The sequence below is a fragment of the Psychrobacter sp. SCQQ22 genome (assembly GCF_015864605.1).
Classification (GTDB): Bacteria; Pseudomonadota; Gammaproteobacteria; order Pseudomonadales; family Moraxellaceae; genus Psychrobacter; species Psychrobacter fozii.
On record NZ_JADYWZ010000001.1, the window covers coordinates 560,233 to 583,568 of the forward strand.

The following is a 23,336-nucleotide window of genomic DNA, read 5'->3' on the forward strand; positions in this document are numbered from 1 at the left end:
TCATTGTCTAAAATCTTTATCAAATCATTACAAGATACCTTAAGATATCTAAGGAAGACTTAATTATGAACCTTAAAAACACCTTGTATTCAGTTTTTCCTTGGCTATTTTCACATTCCGATCATGCTAGAATTGAAGAAGCCAAAAGACCAATACCTTCTATTAGATCTTTTAGTGACGCGCTCAGGATTATGAATTATCAGGGAAACACTGTGCTTATCAATAAAAATGATAAAATCGTTGTTGCACTGCCATATGATCAAGTGATGAACCTACAAGATGGTTTAGCATTGGTCTATATCATAGATTTAGAGAGTGGGGGCGATGATGAAGACAGATACGGGTTTGTTAATGAATTCGGTAAACTGGTTATTCCTATGGTTTACAGTGGCGGTGATGACTTCTCTGGTGGTTTAGCAGTTGTCAAAAAAAATGGTAAATGGGGGTTTATTAACCAACTAGGTAAAACAATCATAGCCTTTGATTATGAAGATGCCATGAGCTTTGAGGAAGAGTTAGCCGCTGTGCAATTAGAGGGCAAATGGGGCTTCATTGATAAACAAGGACAGATGATAATCGAGCCTAAGTATCAAGAAGCTAATAGCTTCAACTCAGGGTTGGCAGCAGTGAAGCAAAATGATATGTGGGGGTATATTGATAAAAATGAGAAATTTATCGTATCCAATGAGTTTGATTGGACAAATATATTTAAAGAAGGTTTGGCCGCTGTAGAAAGCAATGGTAAGTATGGCTATGTTGACATATTAGGCAATATCGTCATTCCTTTAATTTACGATTATGCTGATGAATTCAATAATGGCTTAGCAGGGGTATTGCAAAAAGATAAGCGTGGTTTTATAGACAAGTCAGGTAATGTTGTTATCCCTTTAAATTATGATTTCGTTGGGGTTTTCAGTAATAGAGTTGTTTCTGTGATTTATAAAGATGAAGAGATTTGGCTAGATAAACAAGGCATTCAGGTCGAAAACCCTAACCAAAAAACCATAGATGAAATCTTATTATCTGAGAGCTGATCAATGACAATTGAATGAAAGTTAGTAATGAAATTTATAAGCGCTACTTTTGGCTACTGCTTGATATTCACAAACCCTAAAAACTCACCACAACTTCAGGTAGAATAGCCGCCTATTTTTGCTACGTTTATTGACCCTTTATGCGCCTAAAACCCCTAAAGCTGGCGAGCTTTAGATAAATTTGACGTGTGGTAGCAATGACAAACCTTTATAAAGCTAGTGTGTAAACCATGAGACATGATTAGTATGAAAGCTGCAGAAAAATACCGCCGTGTTTTCGGCTCAATGAGTCATCTAAAAGACCAGATATCATGGACGAATGGCCTCTCTAATATTGTAGAGTTTTTGGCGTGGGAGCCACAGCGTATTCTTGGGGTTAGTAAAAAGCAATATGTTCGCCAAATCATTGAATGGGCAACCCATCCAGAGTTAAAGGATAAAAGCATAGAAGAGATTGAGCAATCAATCATCAAAAAGCTCAATACAAAAATGAGTGAATCTGAGCAGCTAGAGACCTATTCAACGCAAACGATGGGCATCTGTAATGCAAGAGAAGCCGTTCGCCGCGTAAAATTCTTTTCTGAAGACTATCTCAATAAAGAATTCGATATATTTTTGAGCTTGTGTAGTGATGTCTACTTAGATTTATTTTATCAGCAGTTTATTAGCTTTGAGCCAAATAGATCATGGTCGACACATGGTAACAGCGGCATGTTTGAAAACAGTACAGAGCTAAAAGCGATGTATATGGATAACTTAGCCTATAACCATCAAGCGAACGTGCTGGTAGCAAATGAGTTAAAGCTCGCTGGTCGGAAAAACCCAGACCAAATCCTAAAGTACTGCCTAATGTATGAGCATTTATTAGAAAAAGGCTTTATTGAGCAGGGTACAAAGTTTCTACTGTTATTTATCGGTGGTGACGCGCTAAAGCAAAACAAGCAAACGCTCGTAGACCGAGAGCTGGCGTTATGTCATAAAAGACCGAGGAAGTATCAGCATCTACTAAGAACAGAGCTGTTAGAAATAGTCGAGCATTTAGAAGTGGCAAGTATCTCTTGGTCCGCTCTTATTAAGTTTAACAATCGATATTTAGCAGAAAATGACACCTGCCAAGTGGAGCAAAAACTGCTGCAGGGGTTTCACCAGAGCCTTGAATCAAAATCGTTTATGCAGTTAGCCGTTTAACCCTAAAAACCCACCACAATTTCAGGTAGAATAGCCGCCTGTTTTTGCTAAGTTTACTGATTCTTCATGCGTCTAAAATCCCTAAAGCTGGCAGGCTTCAAATCCTTTGCCAATCCAACGACTTTTACCTTCCGTCATGGTATCACTGCCATTGTCGGGCCGAACGGCTGTGGCAAATCCAATGTGATTGATGCCATTCGCTGGGTGCTGGGTGAGACCTCTGCCAAGCAGTTGCGTGGCGGCGCGATGAGCGATGTCATTTTTGCTGGTACGCAGGACAAAGCGGCCAAAAGTGTTGCTAGTGTCGAGCTGACATTTGAGCATACGCAAGATGAGCATACGGGCATTCGTCATGAGTTTAACCTGTACCAAGAGCTGTCTGTTCGCCGTCAGGTAAATAAGGATGGGCGCTCGGATTACTTCATCAATGGTACACGTTGTCGCCGCCGTGATGTGGTCGATGTGTTTTTGGGCACAGGACTGGGTGCGCGTAGTTATGCGGTGATTGAGCAGGGTATGATTGGGCGTATTGTCGAATCTAGCCCCATGCAGCTGCGTGAGTTTATTGAAGAGGCTGCGGGGGTGTCTCGTTATCAAGCGCGCCGCGAAGAAACGCAAAAGAAACTAGAGAAAACACAAGAAAACCTAGCACGTCTGCATGACATGCAAAGCGAGCTGGTCAGCCAACAAAAGCGCTTGTCGAAGCAAGCCGCCAGTGCACAGCGCTACGAAGAACTGGCGTTGACCCTTGCTGATATCAAGCAGCAACTGGCCATTCAGCAGTTGTATCAAGCCAAGCATACTCAGCAACAGCAGAAAATCGCCCATGAGCGTAGCACTGCCGAAGTCGCTACATTGCAAGCTGACTATGAGACGCTAAAAGCCCAACAAGATAAGCTCGCCACCCATATCAATCAAGAGCAATGGCTCAAGGATGATGCTCAAAGCGCTCATTATCAGCAGCAGCTCGGCTATCAACAAGCTGAGCACGCGCTGAGCGATGCCAAGTCACAATTGACTGTGATAGAGCAGCAACTCGCAAGCTTGGATCAGCAGCGCGCGCAAGCAGTGGGTGAGATTGATCGATTGAAAGCCGAGCAAGCCGAACAGCAGGCTATCTTGGCAGATTTGCGACCACAGCTCGTTGAGCTGACCGGTAAACGTGACATGCACAAACGCAATGAGCAACCGCTGCAGCGGGCATGGCATGACGCGCAAAACCAGCTATCACGGCTACAAGACAATGCGCGCACGCTTGAGCAGCAGCAAGCGATTAATAGCCAAGCGCAAAAACGTCATCAGCAAAACCATGATAAATGGCAACGTCGCCAGCAAAACTGGCAAAATCTGTGGCAGCAATTACAGCAGTCACTATCAGCGTCTGGCAGTAATAAGGACTTTGATAAAGACTCTAATAAGAGAATTGATAAGCGCTCTGATGGACAAGCGCCAACGGATGCACAAAACCTACAGCAGACGTTAGAGACGCAAGTTGCAGAATTAAATACACAGTTGCAGCAGATTACGCGTCAACAGGACAGTGTCGATGAGCGTCTGTCTGAATTACAACCACAAGCGCATGATTTACAGCAGCGTTTGAACGCGCAGCAACGTGAGTTGAGTGAGAACGAGAAGCGTCACGCGGTATTGGCCAGTGAATATGATACCCTGCATCAGATATTGCATCCAAAACCTACGCCGCAAAATCAACAGCAAGCCTCTGTCTCTACAGTGGGTAATCTAGAAGCTAGTTCGGAAAGCAATGTCGTCAGTCGCTATAACGAGTTGGCCATTACCACCTTGCGCCAGCAGATTGAGCTGAGTGAAAAAGGGCAGCAGCACGCCATGCTACTCGATAGTGTCTTGGCGTTATGGCTAGATAGTCATGTACTAATCTCTAACCAATCTAATCAATTAAACGTTGATAATACGAGCGGTGATATTGAGAAAGCGAACAGCTTATGGCATGTGCTTGAGCATGATCTAACGGATATCGTTACTTATCAGACAGCGCAGAATGAGCAGGCTAATACAGAAGCTCAGCCTTCAATAGAGAGTGGTCATAGCTTGTGGTTACCTGCTAAAAATGAGGCAGCTACAGCGCCATTTATCAACCATTTGCCAGACAGCTTAATTGATAAAGTAATGCCATTATCGCAGCTGATTAAGCAGCCTGCATTGGCGCTTTGGCAGCAGTGCTACTTGTATATTACGCAATCAGAAGCGACCAATCAGCAGACTCTTGAAGACGTTGCCAATATCTTAAAAGCGTTGCCATCGTCAGCTATTTTGTTAACCGCAGACGGTTGGCTCATCAGCCGTCAGGGTACGATTAATCTGAGTAAGTTTACAGGTGAGCAAGATAGTCAAGGTGAGAGCAATAGCCAGTTTTTAACGCAGCGTTTGCAGCAGCGCAGCCGTTTGCAAGCCCTAGAAGACTTGCTAGATGAGTTTGAAACCAAAATACAAGAGACGCAAAAGACCATTGCAAAGAATCAACGCGACTACGATGCGTTAACGGTCAATCTAGAAGAAACCCGTGCACAAGCAGATCAGCTCACCCGTGATAAACATAAATATCAGCAGCAGCTAACGACTCAGCGTGCCAATGCCGAGCGCCTGCAAGCAGACAGCCAGCGTCTTATGGCGGACAAATCTGCCCTTGAGCAAGAGCAACAAGAGTTAGAACAAGAGGGACAAGCGCTCACTCATGAGCAGCAAGATATTCAAAGCCAGATAGTAGCGCTAACGCCGCAAATATCTGATGCTCGTGCGACCAGTCAGCAGTTACAGGCTGAGCGCAGTGAGCTAAATCGCACACGCCAAGCCGATGATGATGCATGGCAAGCATTGCAGCTGCGTATCCAGCAGAGCGAGATGCGCTTAGAACATAGTGTCAGTAGCCTTGCACGGGCAACTGCGCAATATGACCAATCGCTACAGAGCGAGCAGCAGCTAAAAGCGAGTCATCAGAAGCAGCAGGATAAGCTACCAAGCTTGCAAGCAGCATTACAAATGGCGCAGACAGCACGAGATAAGCAGCAGGTGCTATTGACCGAGCGTGATACGGCATTGGCTGCGCTAAAGCAAGAGTATGCTCAGCAGCAGACAGCGTTGGATAGCGTGCAAAATACGCTACAAGTTCAGCAGGGTAAGCTTGCAAATCATGCTACTGAGTTGGCATTAAGCATGGCACGTTTGGACGATGCGAGCACTCATACTCATAACGCTTTAGAAGCGTACTATAAGGTGAGCCATAAATATAAAGCGGTATCAGCGCTCGCCCAGCAGCAACAAGTGATGAGCGTCTCAAACTTGCTCGCGGATTTTATTGCGCATGATCGCCGTGTGCGTCCAGATAAAATCGCAGAGTTGGAGGCTGAATGCGCCACGCTTGAGCAGCAGCTCAGCAAAATCGGCCCCGTCAATCTCGCCGCAGTGGCAGAGTTGGCTGAGATCAATGAGCGCTTAGAGCCATTGGCGCAGCAGACAGCAGATATTGCGGCCAGTATGCAGACATTGACGGCAGCGATTGAGTCTATTGATGAGACGACTAAGACACTGTTTATGCAGACGCTAGATGCGGTCAATACCGAGCTTGCCAATTTATTTGCCAAAGTCTTCGGGGGTGGTCAAGCCAGTTTAACGCTCAATACTGACGATATGCCTGTTAATGCGCCAAAATCAGAGCAGTGGCGAGCAGGGCTGACCTTGATGGCACAGCCAAAAGGCAAGCGTAATAGTCGCCTAGCTGTGCTGTCGGGTGGTGAAAAAACGCTCACCGCGTTGAGCTTGATTTTTGCAATATTTAAGCAGCATCCCGCACCGTTCTGTGTGCTCGATGAAGTCGATGCACCGCTTGATGATGCCAACGTCGAACGCTTTACCAGTTTGATTCATGAGCTGGCAGATGATTTGCAGTTTATTTTTATCAGTCATAACAAACTGACGATGCAGATTGCTGATGAGCTAAAAGGCATTACCATGCCAAGCGCAGGTGTTTCTACGTTAGTCAGTGTCTCGTTAGATGAAGCCGAACGCTATATTACCGAGTAGCTCAAATAACTGATATAGTCAAATCTATATAAATCCGCTACATCGTTGTCCTCGCTAAGCATACTAATGTATAACTTGCACTCGGTTTCCTTGTATCGAAATTATTTAAATTCAACTATAACTGGCAGGCCACTGCTAGTGGTATAGTTGAAGTTGAGGTGGTAACGTTACGCAAGTATGTCGGGCTGACGGTAAACGATGACTATATGGTGACGAGCTTAATTAGCCATGCTAGACTATTGCCATTTGTCGCCTCTTGTGTATTCCCTTTTGTCATATATTAGGATGTATTTCTCATGACCGCTATTCAGTTTATATTGATCGCCATTGCCGCATTTATCATGCTTGCAGGGCTGTTTATGGTCATTCGTAGTTTTAAGCGCCGCAACAGCGCTGAAGCGATGGCGGTCAACTATGATAAAAACGGTATTCCCATTATACCGCGACATGAGCGTAATCTCGTGGATCAGCCAGATTTTGATGACACCGTTGCAGGCGAGACCAGTATTGCGCCTGATCGCAGCTATCTCAATGCAGTCGTCGAAGAAGAGACGTTGACTCAACCGCATGCCCATTTCGATGTGAATGTCGATGCACAGCAGACGGCTGGACATAACGATATCATCAGTGAGTTAGATGACGATCATAGAGACATGGTTGAAGATGACAGTTATGAACGCTGGCAGGATGAGCAGCAGAATACTGAGTTTGCAGCAGCATCTGAGCAGATAAATGCCGAGCAAGAGCCTGATGCATTTTCTAGCTTGATGTCGGCGACAGACAGTCTGATGCCATCAATTGATACGGTAGAAGAGCCGAGTTTTGATAATAATAGTCCGATTCTCGATCAGCATTTATCAGAGCCTGTTGACGAAGCGCAAAACGGTCCATTGATTAATGCTAAAGACAACATCAACATCACCATCTTGCCGCACCAATATCGTGATCGTCCAACCGCGATTATCCGTGGTCGTGATTTATTGAAATTGATCGATAAATACGGTCTACGCTATGGCGCGATGAATATGTTCCATCGTTATGAGAAAAAAGACGGCACAGGTATGCTGTGGTTTAGCATGATGGGTATCACCGATAGTGGTATCGCGCCTTTTGATCCGCATAGCGTGGCGACCAATACGTATCATGGCGTGGTGGTATTCTTATCTTTACCGCATCCGCAAGCGCTGCGTAGCTTCGATAGCATGATGAGCATTGCTTATATGATGGCCAGTGATTTGGACGCGATTATGCTGGATGAAGAGAACGAACCAATCACTTCTGAATACAAACAGCAGCTACGCAACCAAGTACGCGATTATGAAGGTTAGAAGCTTGAAGATTAAAAGCTTGAAGGCTAAAGGTTACGGAAAGTAAGAGCTGGTTAATATTAGAAGTAATAGAAAAGGCAAATAGCGATTGACGTTATTTGCCTTTTTTAATGCGCTTTCATTTCTGCAAAATTCTAGAGTCGGTTCAAGATAATTTAGATACAAGGAAGGTGAGTGAAAGTACTACACATAGTAGACTGAGCGAGCCTGACACAGTATCTGATTTATATGGGATTGACTATACCGAGTCTTTCACAAACTTGTTATCATATTGGCATCTTGAATTGCAAAGAAAAGACGCTGACTATGACTGACTCTATCGTACCGACCGCTGCTCGAACTGAAACCACGCAAAATGCTACTGCGCAAATCGTTGCCCAAATGCGCACACTTATCGACGCCATCAAAACACACAATTATGCTTATTATGTACTCGACAATCCTATCTTAGAAGACAGCGAATACGATCAATTGCGTCGCTCCTTGGTCGCGTTAGAAGAGTCACATCCAGAGCTGATACAGCCGGACAGTCCTATCAATCAAGTCGGTGATATGCCGCTATCTGCCTTTACCCAAGTGACCCATGACATCCCCATGCTGTCACTGGGCAACGTCTTTGACTATGACGAATTACATACGTTTATGCGCCGCGTCAACGACCGTCTAAATGATGCACAAAAAAATCCTGAGTATGAAATGGAGCTAAAGCTCGATGGATTGGCCGTGTCGCTAAAATATGAGCATGGCAAGTTTGTACAAGCCGTCACACGCGGTGATGGGCAAACGGGCGAGGATATTACCCAAAATACCAAGACTATTCGCAACTTGCCACTTTGGCTCGCGGATGCCGCTGACATCGAGTTGTTAGAAGTCCGCGGTGAAGTGCTGATGCCCAAGGCAGGTTTTGATCGTCTCAACCGCCTAGCAGAAGAGAGCGAAAATAAAACCTTTGCCAATCCACGTAATGCCGCCGCTGGGAGCTTACGTCAGCTTGATCCCAGTGTGGCAGCCAGTCGCCCACTAGCGTTCTATGCTTATTCTATCAATCAAGGATTGCCTGAAACCATCGAAACCCAATCAGCAGGCTTGGCTTGGCTAAAAACCATTGGCTTTACTGTCAGTGCGGTAGAAGTGGTCGCAAACCCACGTGCGGCACAAACCTATTATGAATCAGTAATTGAGAGCCGTGCCAGTTTACCGTTTGAAATCGACGGCGTGGTGATTAAGGTAAATAACATGTCATTGCAGCAGCAGCTTGGGTTTCTGTCACGTGAGCCACGCTGGGCGACTGCCTATAAATTCCCTGCCGAAACGGTGATGACGCGTCTAAATGATATTGAGTGGCAAGTCGGGCGTACCGGTCAAATCACCCCAGTTGGTAAGCTCGAACCTGTCAAAGTCGGCGGCGTCACCGTCAGTAATGTCACCTTGCATAACTTTGGTGAGATTCAGCGTTTGGACGTGCGTGCAGGCGATCTGATCAGCGTACACCGTGCTGGTGATGTGATACCGAAAGTCAGCCGCGTTTGGCACGACCAACGCCCAGCCGATAGCATGCCAGTCACGCTACCTGCTACTTGTCCGGTATGCGACTCGCCTGTGGTGCTACCAGAAGATGAAGCATTGGCACGCTGTACTGGTGGCCTATTTTGCCCTGCGCAGCAGCAAGAAGCATTGATTCACTTTGTCTCACGTCGTGCCATGGATATCGATGGACTTGGCGCGAGGTGGCTCCTTAGCTTTTTTGAGCATGGTCTGGTTAAGACCGTCGCTGATATCTATCAACTGCACAATCATGCAGATGAGATGGTCACGCTAGAAAAACTGGGCGAAAAGTCAGTACAAAACATCATCAATGCCATTGAAGCCAGTAAGCATACTACGCTCGCACGTTTTATTTATGCGCTTGGCATACGCGGTGTGGGCGAGGGTACGGCACAAAACTTTGCTCAGCAATTTGGTGACCTCGACAGCCTGATGGCAGCCAGTATTGAGACTCTGATTAAAACCCCTGACGTTGGTACTATCACTGCTGAGTTGGCTTACGAGTTTTTCCGTGCACCGCATAATATCGAAGTGATTAATTCATTGCTTGAAGCGGGTGTCTATTGGGATAAGGTCGAGCAAAAATCTGCTGGAGACTTGCCACTTGATGGGCAGACGTGGGTCATTACGGGTGCGCTGGAGAAAATGGCACGTGATGAAGCCAAGGCTAGACTGCAAGCACTTGGCGCAAAAGTATCAGGAAGCATCTCAGCCAAAACGACTGCGCTACTAGCAGGAGATAAGGCTGGCTCTAAGCTCACCAAAGCAGAAAAGCTGGGCGTCAAAATTGTGGGTGAAGAAGAGTTTTTGGTGTTGGTTGGGGTGTAGGGTGAGGTCAAAGTAGGATTTTATAAAGTATGAATTGAGTTCTTAAATAACCCTAAAATTTATTTCAAAAGATTAGGGTTATTAATTAAAACATCTTTAACGAGTGCTTTGATTACTGGTACGCTGACTGCGTTACCCAATTGTTTATAAGCAAAGTTATCTTTAGGATGTAATTTATATGAGTCGGGAAAACCCTGTAATCTTGCACATTCTCTAGGGGTTAAACGACGTACACGTTCATTATGATATATTCCTAACCTATTAGAATCAGAGGCAGTTAAAGTTATTGAGATACTATCAGGGTCAAGAAATTTAAATACTTCAAATGACATGTTTCCTGCTACTAAGTTGTATAGACCATCTTTCTCTTTAATATAGCGCTTTAGTAGTAACGAGTTAATAATCGAATCAATATCATCATGTAGATAGAAAGTGCTAATTTGTTCTTTACTTAAGGCTTTCCCATCTTGATGTGTACCAAAAATATTTTTCCGACGATTGGCAATTAACAAATCCATAAATTCAATTTCATGATTATTACACTCACCCCTTAATCCTAAATCCCAAGAATGTATAGAATTTCCACCTCGACTATCAATTAGACGTATACCATGTAACTTACTTAAGTCTCCTTTTAATACTTTTTTTAATTGATCTGTGAACTCTTCAGAACAGTTATAATGTGAACTAGGATTAGGTTCTAAAATATCTCTGACTAATATTGATTTGTTGTCATGAAATAAATCATTATTTATTAAGTTCTCTTTGAACGCGTGTGAATCTACAGCCCCAACATCGCTTGGTAATGTTATTTTAGGAATAATACCTTTGACTGCTACTATGTAAATCCTTACGCGATTTTGAGCTACGCTGTAGTTGCTTGAATTAAGTAATCTATATTCAAATTTATAACCTAAATCAATCAAGACATTTTTAATAGTAGCAAATGTTTTACCTTTATTATGGTTTACTAAGCCTCGCACGTTTTCAAGGATGCATAAAGACGGCTGATTGCTTTCTATTAAACGTGCTACATCGAAAAACAGTGTACCTCTGGTATCTTCAAAGCCTAATCTTTTACCAGCCGAAGAAAAAGCTTGGCAAGGAAATCCTGCCAATAATACATCGAAATCTTTCACATTAGATAATTGTGTAATATCACAATATGGGTTTTCGCCAAAGTTTTCTTCATAAGTTTTACATGCTTCTTTGTCTATTTCTGCACTGAGAACGCATTCAGAGTTTATATTCAGCTCATGCAAGGCTTGTTCGAAACCAAGTCTAATGCCACCTGTTCCAGCGAATAAATCAATAAATCTAATCATTAAATATTGTCTTTTATATAATTAACCATTTGCAGTAACCCAGTATCAGAAAAATTCACAGTACAATCACTATAGTTTAATATATTTTGTACAGCACTTTTTCTTTGAAAGTTACCTGAACCATCTATAATATAACCAACTTTATGGTCATGTTGGTGTGCGAGTTGCTGTCTGTTATTAGCATTCTGTGCTTTTCTCTCAATTACAGAGTTAGTAGTAACTTGGAAGCTCACCTCTATACCTATAGAACGATTAGTGTTTGAATTAGAAACAACTAGATCGAATTTAGTTAGCTCCGCATCATTCAAGGTAACATTTACTAATGTATGCCCATCGAAATTATAGTAACCAGGTAGCATCTTTTGTAGTTTATTTTTAATATAGGCTTCGCAAATATACCCCAAGTCATTAGCTGTAGAACCACCAATCTGGCGGCTAACAAATAGGTAGCGTTCTTTGACGTATTTTTCTAATTTATCAGGGCTTCCTATCATGCTGCCGATGATAGCTTTTTCTAATATCTCATCTGGTAACTTAGAAGGGTCTGTAGTGTTTGCTCCCCAAATCAATAGCATACAGACATCAAGCATATCATCATTAAAGTTCTGACGGTTCTCAAGCAGTAGAGATTTTTCAATCCTTAACTTTTTATTGTTCCAAACGCGTTTATCAGTTTTACTAAATTCATGAGTATGAATAACATTATCAAATTTGTATTCTAGTTTTTGTTCAGGGAATAGTTGAAAAAAATCTTTTGAGTAGCGTTGTAGGCGTTCTCCACCAATATCCGTAAGTACCATAAGGTGCTTTAAGAAAAGATTAGCTGATAATGCTTTATTTTGGATAAGTGCCTCTTTCCATGCATAAGGACTGGCATCAGCTACTTTTAATAAATTTAAGAAGGTATCTTGTGTCTCAAGAAGAGGGATTAAAGTGCTTTTATCAGCCGCTTCTTTAACTAACTCTGATGGCCAGTAATTGCATGCGTTTTGGGCTAGATCGTCAACTGTTTGCATAGAATAGTATAGCCTCTATTTAAGAAAAATGAATTTTAGCATTAAATCTACTAAGTATGTACAAGTCATAGATATCTAACGTGAATTATAGTTAGTAGCCGACTAATTCTAATAAATAGTATAAAGTTTGCTACCTCTTGCACCGAAAAGGCCGTAGAGCAAATACTCTACTCCACCATCTCGCTATGCGCCTTCACATCACCTTTCTTACCATCTGGCACAATCACGATAGGTAGCACCAGCCCTTTTGCAAAATCATCAGAAAACACATAATCGTAGCTACTGGCAGCGATGTCGGGCGTGGTATGAATGATAAGGGTCATGTCTTTGCTATCAGTTAGCTCATGCGAGACATAGGTCTCACTCAACTGATCCAAGGCTTTTGATAGCGCCTCATTACTTGCCATGCTCACCGTCAGATTATGCTGCGCCGTAGTATTATCCACTTTGAAGTAATCCGCATAGTCCTGCACATTTTGACTATCGAGCGCAAACGGATACTGATAATTGCTGATATCAGCAGGTGCTTCACCGCTCGCGACTAGAGACCAGTCGACAGTATTCTCCGCTACTTCTGAACTTTCTGCGGTCGTGACAGCAGCTTCAGAGGTTTGGCTAGTCGTCTCAGTATTGTTGCCACAACCTGTTAGCACCCACACACTGGCCATCGTAATTATTAATGTACTCATTAAGCGCTTAACCATCGACGTATCCTCTTGATTGATCATCATCGTATTGTATATATGCGCTATTTTGACAGCTTTCGTTATGGTTCTCTAGAGAAATGCAGTAAACAAACGATTGTTATACCAACATCCATAAGACAGGCAGGTTATATAAATAGCCAGATTGTATAAAGATGCGCACAAAAAAACAGCCACCTTATGATGACTGTTTAATGTGTACTATCGCTTTCTACTTATGACTATTTTACTAGATTTGGCAGCTGACGTTATACTCTGTACCATCTGCCCATTTGATAGCGAAGATACCTTTGTCTTCTTTCATGTGCCATGCATAGACCGCGTCTGGGCTTGAATCATTGACATAACTTGCGACATGATCTTGCGCATCACCATTTAAGATAACTGGCTGTGACGCCCATTTTACTTTAGGCAATGTCACGTTTAGCATGACTTGTTTCTTATTAATAGATTGTTTTGCCGTGATAATGCTGTCATCAGTACAAGTATAAGGTGCTGGTGCCATACGATCGTACGCAGCACTAGGCATAGTCTCTGATGTAGGTGTGTCTGACTCAGGCACGTCTGATGCATTTGGAGTAGTCGGAGCAGTGGTTGCACAAGCGCTTAATAGGGCCAAGGCAGGTAGGGCTGCGACAATTTTGGTAAGGGTGTTCATGGTTTTCTCCAAAGATATAGACGGTATCATGTAATTATATTTAAGTATGCATTAAGCTTATAGCCATATAGTACCCAAAACGAACTCAGGTAAATGTTAGAAATTGTTTGTTACATGTTTGCTTTGTCACACAATTGCTGACTAATGTAATGTCTCATTGTGAGTGCTTTAGAAGGTATCTAAAGCAGTGGAGGATACTGGCTAAAACCGATCTCACACACATAAAAAAGCGTCTATCAACAAGTAGTTGATAGACGCTTTTTTGTTTTACTTAACATGCTCTGAATTGAGCATGCATTTCTATATCATGAACGCTACTTGGTTTTGCGCGGTGGCAGACCCGTATGCTGGGTTTGGAAGTTGCCTTTGCTGACACGCTTTTTGGTATTTTTGCTGGCTGTGTTTTTACCCGCAGCGCCTTGAGCTGATGAGGCATTGCTATTTGATGAGTTACTGCTACGCTTCACCGAGTCATTGCCAACACGACTGTTCTTTTTACGCGCTGATTGATAGCTGTCTTGCGCGGCATCGCGGCCTTCTAAACTGGCATTAAATGGTGGAATCAAGCAACCACGGTTTTTACCAATCAAGTCACTGCGTCCCATGTCTTGTAATGCTTTACGCAACATTACCCAGTTTTTTGGATCATGATAGCGCAAGAACGCTTTATGCAATTTACGCTGCTTGCCAGATTTGACGATATCCATGTCACCTTCATCACGACTGACCTTATGTAGCGGATCTTTATGCGTGTGATACATGGTGGTCGCCGTCGCCATCGGGCTAGGATAAAACGCCTGTACTTGGTCAGCGCGGTAGCCATGACTCTTGAGCCAAATAGCAAGATTCATCATGTCTTCATCTTTGGTGCCTGGATGCGCCGCGATGAAATAAGGAATCAGATATTGCTCTTTGCCTGCTTCTTGGCTGTACTGTTCAAACATGGCTTTGAATTTATCGTAGCTGCCCATGCCCGGTTTCATCATTTTTGATAGCACGCCTTCTTCAGAATGCTCTGGTGCAATTTTTAGATAACCACCGACGTGATGACTGACCAATTCTTTGACGTATTCAGGGTCTTTAACAGCCAAGTCATAACGTAAACCAGATGCGATCAGGATTTTTTTCACACCTTTAATGTCACGCGCTTTGCGGTATAGTTTGGTCAGATTGCTGTGATCGGTGATTAGGTTTTCGCAGACGTCAGGGTATACACAAGACGGCTTACGGCAATTCTTCTCAATCGTCTCGTCTTTACAGCTAAGGCGGTACATGTTTGCCGTTGGGCCACCAAGATCCGATATCACACCCGTAAAGTTAGGTGCCGTATCACGAATGGCTTCTACTTCGCGCAAGATAGAATCTTCTGAGCGGCTTTGAATAATGCGGCCTTCGTGCTCAGTGATCGAGCAGAACGTACAACCACCGAAACAACCGCGCATGATATTGACCGAAAACTTAATCATGTCATAAGCAGGGATACGCGCATCGCCATAGCTTGGGTGTGGCAGACGTGCATACGGCAAGTCAAAGACGTAATCCATCTCTTCAGTTGAAAGTGGCACTGGTGGCGGATTCAACCACACGTCGATAGAAGTATGCGAATTACCTGCACCGCTGCTGTGACGCTGTACTAGCGCACGGGCATTACCCGGATTGGTCTCAAGATGCAAGATACGGCTAGCATGCGCATAAAGCACTGGGTCAGATTTGACGTGCTCATAATCAGGCAGACGAATGACAGTTTTTTCACGTGGCGGCATTTTTAGCTTATGCTTGCGCGCCGTCATCGGCTTATTGTTTCTGCCCTCTGCAGTATCAAAGCCACGCATTTGTACCACTTTCGTCTCTTCATCCACTTGGTCAGCATTGATGATTTTATTGGTGACAGGCTCAGCCACAAACCCTTTATACTGCGATGACATTGAAGACATGGCTTGGCCAACAGGCGAGTCGCTCGGTTTTTCTTGCTCGATAGAGCATTGATCGACGTCTTCTGTCATGACATAAGGGTTGATAATCGGATCAACACGACCGACAGTATCGACATCATTACTGGCGACTTCGGTCATATCGTCTTGCCAATGGCGGCGTGTTGGTGTCAATAGATATGACGTACCACGCAGCTTGCTCATTTGCTCAAAGCTATAGCCTTTTGACAAACCATGTACCACATCGACGATGGCGCGCTCAGCATTACCGTACAATAAAACATCGGCACGGGCATCCATCAAGATACTACGACGGACTTTATCCGACCAGTAATCATAATGAGCGATACGGCGTAGACTGCCTTCGATACCGCCTAGGATAATTGGCACGTCAGGATACGCTTCGCGGCAGCGCTGGCTGTAAACGATAGCGGCACGGTCAGGGCGTTTATTGGCCACGTTGCCTGGTGAGTAAGCATCATCGCTACGAATCTTGCGGTCAGCGGTATAGCGGTTAATCATGCTATCCATGTTGCCTGCGGTCACGCCGTAAGCATAGACAGGTTTGCCCAGTTCCATAAAGGCGTCTTTGCTTTTCCAATCTGGCTGAGCAATGATACCGACACGAAACCCTTGCGACTCTAATAGACGACCGATGATCGCCATACCAAAGCTTGGGTGATCGACATAAGCGTCACCTGAAATGATGATGACATCACAGGCATCCCAGCCCAAATCATCCATCTCTTTGCGACTCATAGGCAGATAGGGCGCAGGCTCGTAGCAGCTCGCCCAGTGTTTGTCGTAATCGAAAAGAGGTTTTGTGCCTTGTTTAAAGGCGGTGCGGGCGATGGTATCGGCAGACATGGGCGGACCTGTTGAATAGAAAAATGGCACTAAAAAAAGCCGTTATTTATTAAAAATATTAACGGCTCATTTAAAAGCGCTCATTTTAACATGAATCCAACTCACTATGCGACCTATTCTACGATGGGCGATTAATGATAAGTTATTGATAGTGTGGAATAATCTATAAGTAAAAAGGTTCCTAAATTGTTAGAAACCTTTTTGATTTAACCCTTTATTCTTGATTTACCCTGTCATAAGTACAGAGAACTGACTACTCTAATAGTTGAAACGGAAAGGTAACCACGTCGAATGCTAGGGCAAAGGGCAGCAATACAAGCTTCTGCGCCGTATTAGCACCACTACTAGATACGTGGCTCTGCGTGGTTTTTGAATAAAAACTCACCATATAAGGCTTAGATAAAGGACGGTAATTTGACTGTATCATGCTTAGATTACTGACCTGCGGATAGATAGCGCCTTTGACCGGAACGCTGAAACAAAAGCGCTGGGCATTGATGCGCTGATCACTGGCTGAGGTACATTCTTTACCACTGTTTTGCAAAAAGAACTGATAGTCAGAGCGCTTAAATTCGTCTTTTAACTTGGCATAAGAAAGCTTCATCTCTCCCTGAAAATAACCATCATTATTTGGCACATAAAAATTCATGTCGTTATCGACTTGGATATTTTTTGGCGTCAAGCTACCCAGCAAGCTGATCATCTCTGTCCCACCTTGGGTCAGCACGTAGCTGTTTTTTTCACCCACGATAACCATGGACGCGTTTGGCATTTTTGGCAACGCTTGAGCGGGACGACCAAAAGCAATGATTTGATCTTCAGACAACACATTCTTGGTTGTACTGGTGCTGGTATGACTGTCACTGTCTAATAATGAGCTGGTAGCACAGCCTGAGGTCGCTAGCAACGCCACCAATGAGGCACCCATAATCACTGCTTTTGAGTTAAATTTGGCTGGTAGTGCAGTGTGATGCTTATCGCTTTTACTGGTGCTTTCTAGTTTGTCTGCAGGTGTGCCTTTGTGCTGAGTCATGCTTTATTTCCTTGTCTATGATGATTGACTATCGACTATTGATATTGATTCTCTGTTTGATGGTTATTATCAAACTTTCGTTGATATGGTACATGGTTTAGACATGCCTTATCTACTCATTATTCATATTCTATTGAACAAAATACTTTGGCTACTGCTAATGAAGTAGAACAGAAACTAAGTATCAATTTCGTACTAGGCATCTTATTTTTATCAGTCCACATCTCGGCGTTTATTTGATGCTAGATGAACAATTACAGGTCTGTTTCGATTAAAGGGTGCTCTTTTTTTAGAGTAGCTATTTTATTTTCCCAATGCCCAAAGTACGTTTTGGCATGCGCTTTGCTTTCTCTTTCGTAGAGTCTATTGATTTAGATGGGCTCATAAAAACAATACATATATAAATACCATAAAATCGATAATTGTTTGGAGAAGTAAAGTGAAAGTATCCTATTTTAGCTTGGGCAAGGTATCTGTTTTATGTACCTCCTTCTGCTCTAAAGTACTGTTGATGAGCGCGGTACTGCTTGGGATTATGTCTAGCGCAACGGCTTCTGAAGAAGCGACTCTAACAGTGGCACAGCTACTTGAGTATCAGAATATTGCATGGATTATTTGGGGCGGAGTGCTAGTGTTCTTTATGCAGGCAGGATTTGCATTGCTAGAGAGCGGATCGGTACGTGCGAAGAACACAGTCAATGTCATGATGAAAAACTATACTGATATGTGTATCGGTGGTTTGGCCTTTTATTTGGTTGGTTTTGGGTTGATGATGGGCACCAATGACTCAGGGTTCTTCGGTACGGATCACTTTATGCCAGTGAATTTGTCCAATATGGACTGGGCATTGATGTTTTTCCAAATGATGTTTGCTGCCACAGCCGTTACGGTAGCGAGTGGGGCAATGGCGGAGCGTGTATCCTTTGTAGGTTACGCGGTAGCGGCATGTCTCATTTGCTTGTTCATTTATCCTGTATTCGCCAGCTGGGTCTGGGGTGGTTATTTCGGTGGTACGGGCTGGCTAGCTGAGCTTGGGTTCATTGATTTTGCTGGCTCTACGGTTGTTCATTCTATCGGTGGCTGGTTGGCATTGGCAGGCATATTGGTCATTGGCCCACGGTTGGGTCGTTTCGCACCTGATGGTACGCCGCGATTGATAGCAGGTCACAATATGACATTGGTTGCACTTGGTGGTTTTATCTTGTGGTTTGGCTGGTTTGGGTTCAATGCTGGTTCCACACTATCTATCACTGGCAATATCGGCCTAATTGCCGTCAATACATTCGTAGCAGCGATTAGTGCGGTAGTGAGTTATATGCTCATCTCAAAAGCATTGAACAAAGCCATTTTGCTCAGTGATAGTGTCAACGCCAGTTTGATTGGTTTGGTATCCATTACCGCAGGCTGTGCGACAACGACGCCTATCTTCGCCGTTATCATCGGTGCAGCTGCTTCCGTAATCTATATCTTATCGACACAAGCGTTATTGAAACTAAAAATCGATGATGTGGTCTCAGCCGTTGCAGTTCACGGTTTTGGCGGTGCATGGGGCACGCTTGCGGCTGGATTGTTTTATTCAGACGACTTATTCAATTTATCACGTGTGGGTGTACAAGCGCTGGGTGTGGGTGTGGCGTTAGTCTGGGGATTAGGCTTGGGACTCATCATGTATAAGTTGATTGATGTCAGCTTTGGATTAAAAGCCAGTCGCTTGCATGAGCAGCGCGGCCTAGATTATACCGAGCATGCAGAGATTGGCTATCCAGAGTTTCAAAAGCAAATGTTCGATGCCAAAAACTTAACAGAGCGACATTTATAGGAGAAAACTGATGAATATCGACACTCAATCAGTAAATCAAACCGTGTCCGCGATGGCAGTTGTACTGGCAAAATACTTAAATCCTGAAGAGGTGCGACTGCTCACCACGCATTGGCAGCGGCACTCGACGGTATCTGTAAAAATGATGCAGCAGTGCGTTTTAGATGCGACGCGACGCTATCCTGAGCTACAAGAACACAAGTCTGATATTCGTAAAGGTTTTTGGAATACGATGCAGACAGACCATCAGCAGGTGGTCGAAGAGAGCGGTAGTAGTGTAGAAATTGATGAACAAAAATCTATTTCTGAAATGCTTCAAGCTTTTTATACGGTGATGGAAGCCATTGGTAGTCAGCTAACAGAATCAGACAAACGCAGTTTTTTTCATATCATGCACCAAACTGTCGCGAAAGAACGCACCTTTAAAGGGCATTCTATCGACATTAATCAGTTCTTGGAAGGTGCGCGGCCAATCGTACCTGACAATGAGCATCTCTTGAATAATTTGATTCAGCTTGCTTATATTTGCTTGTGCGATATTGCTGGCCCTGTAGAAGCAGATGAGATATTTTTTCGGGTCGCAGAGACTGCCAAGCAGAGTCATACGAGGGCAGTGGTCGAAAAGCTTTTTTAATGTTTTTCAATATGAGACTGGGGCGTGTCTTTAGTCACTTGATGTGATCTACAATAATGACATCTATTTATCAGTCATGACATGCCTTGAGATTAATCTAACGTAATCTTTGTGCCACTCTTGGTGAAATTCATCACAAACTGACTTTTAAAGTGGCGTACGTTATTTTCATAAGTCAGCAAGCCTGTAGTGAAACGATGATATTCGCTCATATTTTTGGCATTGACCATCAACATAAAATCCGCATCACCTGACACTTCATAGCAGCTCATGACCTGTGGCTGCGAATGCATTAAGCGCTCAAACCGATGCTGCATCGACGTGTTTGAGCGCGCCATTTCTATCATTACTACTGCTGTCAGTCCGTAGCCAACCTTGTTAGGATCGACAATAGCGACCTGCTTGGTAATCACGCCATTGTTTGTCAATGCTTGAATACGGCGCTGTGCCGTAGCAATAGACACATGGACACGCTCTGAGACTGTTTTTAAAGGTAGCGTGGCATCCTCTTGTAGCAAATTTAAAATGGCTTTATCAATATCATCCAAAACGTGGCTCACGGTATTTACCTCCAAAAATGCTGCTAAGAACGTTGCTAAAAAAACTGTTATTAAACCTATTATCACTATAATTCAAAAACCGATAAATAATTAAATTATTAATAGGTTTTTAGATAATTTTACTCATATAGAGATATTTATAGAAATAATATCTCGTGAGGTATAAGTAAAATAGAACTTATCAACCAGTAGTTAGCCACGGAACATCACTGTGCTGACCATTGATTTGTTTAACGACTACTATTTTACGGTGCTGCCCATGTCTATTTCTATATTATCTAATGCGTTCGCTAATACATTGGCAACCAAGGTGTCGCGCATACCTTTACCTGCGATTTGGACAGCGGGTAGCACTCAGCAACGTACGTTAATATTGGGTGTGGTGTTGGCCGTATTATCCAATGTGTTATTCGGTATTCTTTACGCCTATAGTAGCTTTTTAGCGCCATTGTCAGGGACGCAAGTTTTCATCTGGCGGATGCTCGCGATGTGGGCAGCACTGGTTGGTTACTTAGTTATCAGTGGTCGTTTAGGGTTGCACATTGATAAGTTAAGAGCATTACGTACGGCAAAGCAGTGGGCATGGCTGTTATTACCGACGCCTATATTTCTCAGTCAATTTTGGCTATTTATGTGGGCACCAGTCAATGGTCAAGGCGTACAAACGGCCATGGGGTACTTCTTATTTCCGCTTACCATGGTGCTGTTTGGTTGCCTATTGTTTGGCGAAAAGTTAAGTCGTTTGCAGTGGTTAGCAGTAGGCTTTGCTGCATTGGGAGTCGGTAGCGAGATTGTACGTACACAAAGCATATCGTGGGCGACGCTTTGGGTCTGTGGCACGTATCCGGTCTATTATATTTTACGTCGTCTGCAAGGTATCGGTGCGGTGACTGGATTGTTGGTAGATTTAAGCATTTGTGCGCCATTTGCGTTGGCTTACTTATTGCTTTTTGCACCGAGTAGTTTGGGGTTGGTGAGTGGTTCTGCCTTCTTTATCATGATGATTGCTGGACTAGGTGTACTGAGTGTATGGGCCATGAAAACCAACGTTGACGCCAGTCAAATGCTACCTGTCAATGTTTATGGCATGATGAGTTATCTGGAGCCTGCACTGTTGTTTGTCTTAGCGGTGACAGTACTGGGCAACCCATTTGAATCAGCGATGATTTATAGCTATGGTTTGATTTGGGTCGGTATTGCCTGCTTAATTGCTCATGGCATTCGTCAATTACGCCAAGCTCGTAGAAATATGCAATCTTTGGCAAAAGAGATGATCACGTAAGCAAGCGAGTCACTTGCTAACTAAATTAAGGACAAATAAAAGATAAATAAAAATGGACGATTCAGCATAGTGTGAATCGTCCATTTTTGTATTAGATTAAACTGGCTTCGTTTAAGAGGCTATTGTCAATTCAATGTAGAGGTGGTACAAGGCAACTGAGCACAGATGTATATTAAATACTTCAAACGAAGTTAACGCTGTAACACCTCTATAGTGGATTTGACTGTATTAATCTAAATGTTGTTTAAAGCCACGTTGCTTATCACGTTCCCAATCGCGATCTTTTAACGTTTTACGTTTGTCATGTTGCTTCTTACCGATGGCAAGACCAATCTGGCATTTCACCAGTGAGTTTTTCCAGTAGCAAGACAACGGCACGCACGCATAGCCTTTTTGGTTGATTGCCCCAGCTAGTTTTTCGATTTCACGACGATTCAGTAGCAGCTTACGAGTACGAATGCTATCTGGGCTAACGTGCGTTGAGCTTGATAGTAGTGGCTGAATGTGCGCACCAAACAAGAAAGCTTCGTTATTGCGAAATATCACATATGCTTCGGTAATGGTCATCTTACCAGCACGGATGGCTTTGACTTCCCACCCTTGTAGGGCAAGACCCGCCTCAAACGATTCTTCAATAAAGTATTCATGGCGTGCCTTTTTATTGGCACAAATCTGATTCTCAGGTTTTTTTGATTTCTTTGACATGGTTTCCTCGTAAGGATTTCTAAGAACAACATGGTTGTCCTCACCTATAATTCCTCATCCTAATTCGCTTGTTTAGCGTGTTTTTTATTTAAAAAATAAGCAGGATGAGTCGAACCAACCATTGTAGCAAAGCCTCCGATAAAAATGTAAGTCAGCTGTTAGGACAAATGTAGCAGATAAGTATTAAGTTTGAGCAAAATTTGCTAGCATATAGTCCAATATTACCGACTATGTTAGCCATGCTATGAGCCTTCCTGATTCCCCCAATTCTTCAAAGTTACACACCAAAATTTTATATCCAGGTACCTTTGACCCTATTACTAACGGTCATGTGGACTTAGTCACACGTGCGACTAAGCTGTTTGACGAAGTCGTTATTGCGGTTGCATCAGGGCATCATAAAAAGCCATTGTTCAACTTTGAAGAACGTGTCGCTTTAGTTGAGACCGTATTTGCTGACTTGCCACAAGTATCCGTGGTTGGCTTTGAGGGTTTGCTCGTCGACTTTATGCGTGTTCAAGGAGCTGCTGCTGTCTTGCGTGGTTTGCGAGCCATGTCAGATTTTGAATACGAATTCCAGTTAGCCAACATGAACCGTGAGCTTGATGAAAATTTTGAAGCGGTATTTTTGACGCCAGCACCGAATTATTCCTTTATCTCATCGACCATGATTCGTGAAATTGCCAAACTTGGTGGCGATGTCACTAAATTTGTACCTACTTGTGTGTCTGATGCCTTTACAAAAAAACTGGTGATTCAAGACAGCTAGCCTTTTAATAGGCCAACAGCTGCAGCATATAGGCTAAAAACCAACCGTAAGGAG

At 43.5% G+C, this 23,336-nt stretch carries 17 protein-coding genes; 9 read left to right on the top strand and 8 right to left on the bottom strand.

All coding sequences use genetic code 11. The features are described 5' to 3' along the window. The first annotated feature begins 65 nt into the window (after positions 1-65). From I6E84_RS02345 to ligA, 5 genes are all read left to right on the top strand, one after another. The gene (locus I6E84_RS02345) at positions 66-1,034 is read left to right on the top strand and encodes a WG repeat-containing protein (RefSeq protein WP_197215854.1); all 969 of its coding nucleotides are present in this window, start codon (positions 66-68) and stop codon (positions 1,032-1,034) included. 246 nt (positions 1,035-1,280) lie between these two features. Continuing rightward, positions 1,281-2,222, top strand: coding sequence for a hypothetical protein (locus tag I6E84_RS02350; RefSeq protein ID WP_197215855.1), 942 nt, complete (start codon positions 1,281-1,283; stop codon positions 2,220-2,222). A 66-nt stretch (positions 2,223-2,288) separates the two neighbouring features. Continuing rightward, positions 2,289-6,278 (top strand): AAA family ATPase, encoded by a 3,990-nt coding sequence (locus tag I6E84_RS02355; RefSeq protein ID WP_197215857.1) that lies wholly within the window; start codon positions 2,289-2,291, stop codon positions 6,276-6,278. A gap of 296 nt (positions 6,279-6,574) precedes the next feature. Next, on the top strand, positions 6,575-7,606 hold the full coding sequence (locus tag I6E84_RS02360) for a cell division protein ZipA C-terminal FtsZ-binding domain-containing protein (RefSeq protein WP_197215859.1): 1,032 nt from the start codon (positions 6,575-6,577) through the stop codon (positions 7,604-7,606). Positions 7,607-7,912: 306 nt separating this feature from the next. Then, positions 7,913-9,979, top strand: coding sequence for an NAD-dependent DNA ligase LigA (gene ligA / locus I6E84_RS02365; protein ID WP_197215861.1), 2,067 nt, complete (start codon positions 7,913-7,915; stop codon positions 9,977-9,979). A 59-nt stretch (positions 9,980-10,038) separates the two neighbouring features. Here the strand turns inward: ligA and dcm are convergent, their stop codons facing one another. From dcm to I6E84_RS02395, 6 genes are all read right to left on the bottom strand, one after another. Then, on the bottom strand, positions 10,039-11,304 hold the full coding sequence (dcm, locus tag I6E84_RS02370) for a DNA (cytosine-5-)-methyltransferase (protein WP_197215863.1): 1,266 nt from the start codon (positions 11,302-11,304) through the stop codon (positions 10,039-10,041). Continuing rightward, positions 11,304-12,320 carry a hypothetical protein gene (locus I6E84_RS02375; RefSeq protein WP_197215865.1) on the bottom strand — a complete coding sequence of 339 codons (1,017 nt, stop codon included), beginning with the start codon at positions 12,318-12,320 and terminating at the stop codon, positions 11,304-11,306. Before I6E84_RS02375 ends, dcm begins: the two co-directional genes overlap by 1 nt. A 167-nt stretch (positions 12,321-12,487) precedes the next feature. Further along, positions 12,488-13,024 (bottom strand): hypothetical protein, encoded by a 537-nt coding sequence (locus I6E84_RS02380; protein WP_197215867.1) that lies wholly within the window; start codon positions 13,022-13,024, stop codon positions 12,488-12,490. Positions 13,025-13,253: 229 nt separating this feature from the next. Then, entirely contained in the window at positions 13,254-13,682 is a 429-nt protein-coding gene (locus tag I6E84_RS02385) for a hypothetical protein (RefSeq protein ID WP_197215869.1), read from the bottom strand. A gap of 314 nt (positions 13,683-13,996) precedes the next feature. Continuing rightward, entirely contained in the window at positions 13,997-16,480 is a 2,484-nt protein-coding gene (locus I6E84_RS02390; protein ID WP_197215871.1) for a YgiQ family radical SAM protein, read from the bottom strand. Between the two features lie 253 nt (positions 16,481-16,733). Further along, a complete protein-coding gene (locus I6E84_RS02395; protein ID WP_197215991.1) occupies positions 16,734-17,408 on the bottom strand; it encodes a hypothetical protein in 675 nt (224 codons plus the stop codon). Between the two features lie 616 nt (positions 17,409-18,024). Between I6E84_RS02395 and I6E84_RS02400 the strand changes: the two genes are divergently transcribed. Further along, the gene (locus I6E84_RS02400) at positions 18,025-19,332 is read left to right on the top strand and encodes an ammonium transporter (RefSeq protein WP_197215993.1); all 1,308 of its coding nucleotides are present in this window, start codon (positions 18,025-18,027) and stop codon (positions 19,330-19,332) included. A gap of 10 nt (positions 19,333-19,342) precedes the next feature. Then, the gene (locus I6E84_RS02405) at positions 19,343-19,966 is read left to right on the top strand and encodes a hypothetical protein (protein ID WP_197215872.1); all 624 of its coding nucleotides are present in this window, start codon (positions 19,343-19,345) and stop codon (positions 19,964-19,966) included. A 92-nt stretch (positions 19,967-20,058) separates the two neighbouring features. On the opposite strand, the gene I6E84_RS02410 is transcribed toward I6E84_RS02405, so the two are convergent. Further along, positions 20,059-20,526, bottom strand: coding sequence for an Lrp/AsnC family transcriptional regulator (locus I6E84_RS02410; RefSeq protein WP_110921756.1), 468 nt, complete (start codon positions 20,524-20,526; stop codon positions 20,059-20,061). 259 nt (positions 20,527-20,785) lie between these two features. Between I6E84_RS02410 and I6E84_RS02415 the strand changes: the two genes are divergently transcribed. Then, positions 20,786-21,808 carry an EamA family transporter gene (locus tag I6E84_RS02415; protein WP_197215873.1) on the top strand — a complete coding sequence of 341 codons (1,023 nt, stop codon included), beginning with the start codon at positions 20,786-20,788 and terminating at the stop codon, positions 21,806-21,808. Between the two features lie 228 nt (positions 21,809-22,036). On the opposite strand, the gene smpB is transcribed toward I6E84_RS02415, so the two are convergent. Continuing rightward, complete coding sequence (gene smpB / locus I6E84_RS02420; protein ID WP_197099834.1) at positions 22,037-22,513, bottom strand: SsrA-binding protein SmpB; 477 nt, start codon at positions 22,511-22,513, stop codon at positions 22,037-22,039. A 244-nt stretch (positions 22,514-22,757) separates the two neighbouring features. On the opposite strand from smpB, the gene coaD reads away from it, so the two are divergent. Beyond that, positions 22,758-23,282: a pantetheine-phosphate adenylyltransferase gene (coaD, locus tag I6E84_RS02425; RefSeq protein ID WP_197099835.1), complete on the top strand. Its 525-nt coding sequence runs from the start codon at positions 22,758-22,760 to the stop codon at positions 23,280-23,282. The last annotated feature ends 54 nt before the right edge of the window (positions 23,283-23,336 follow it).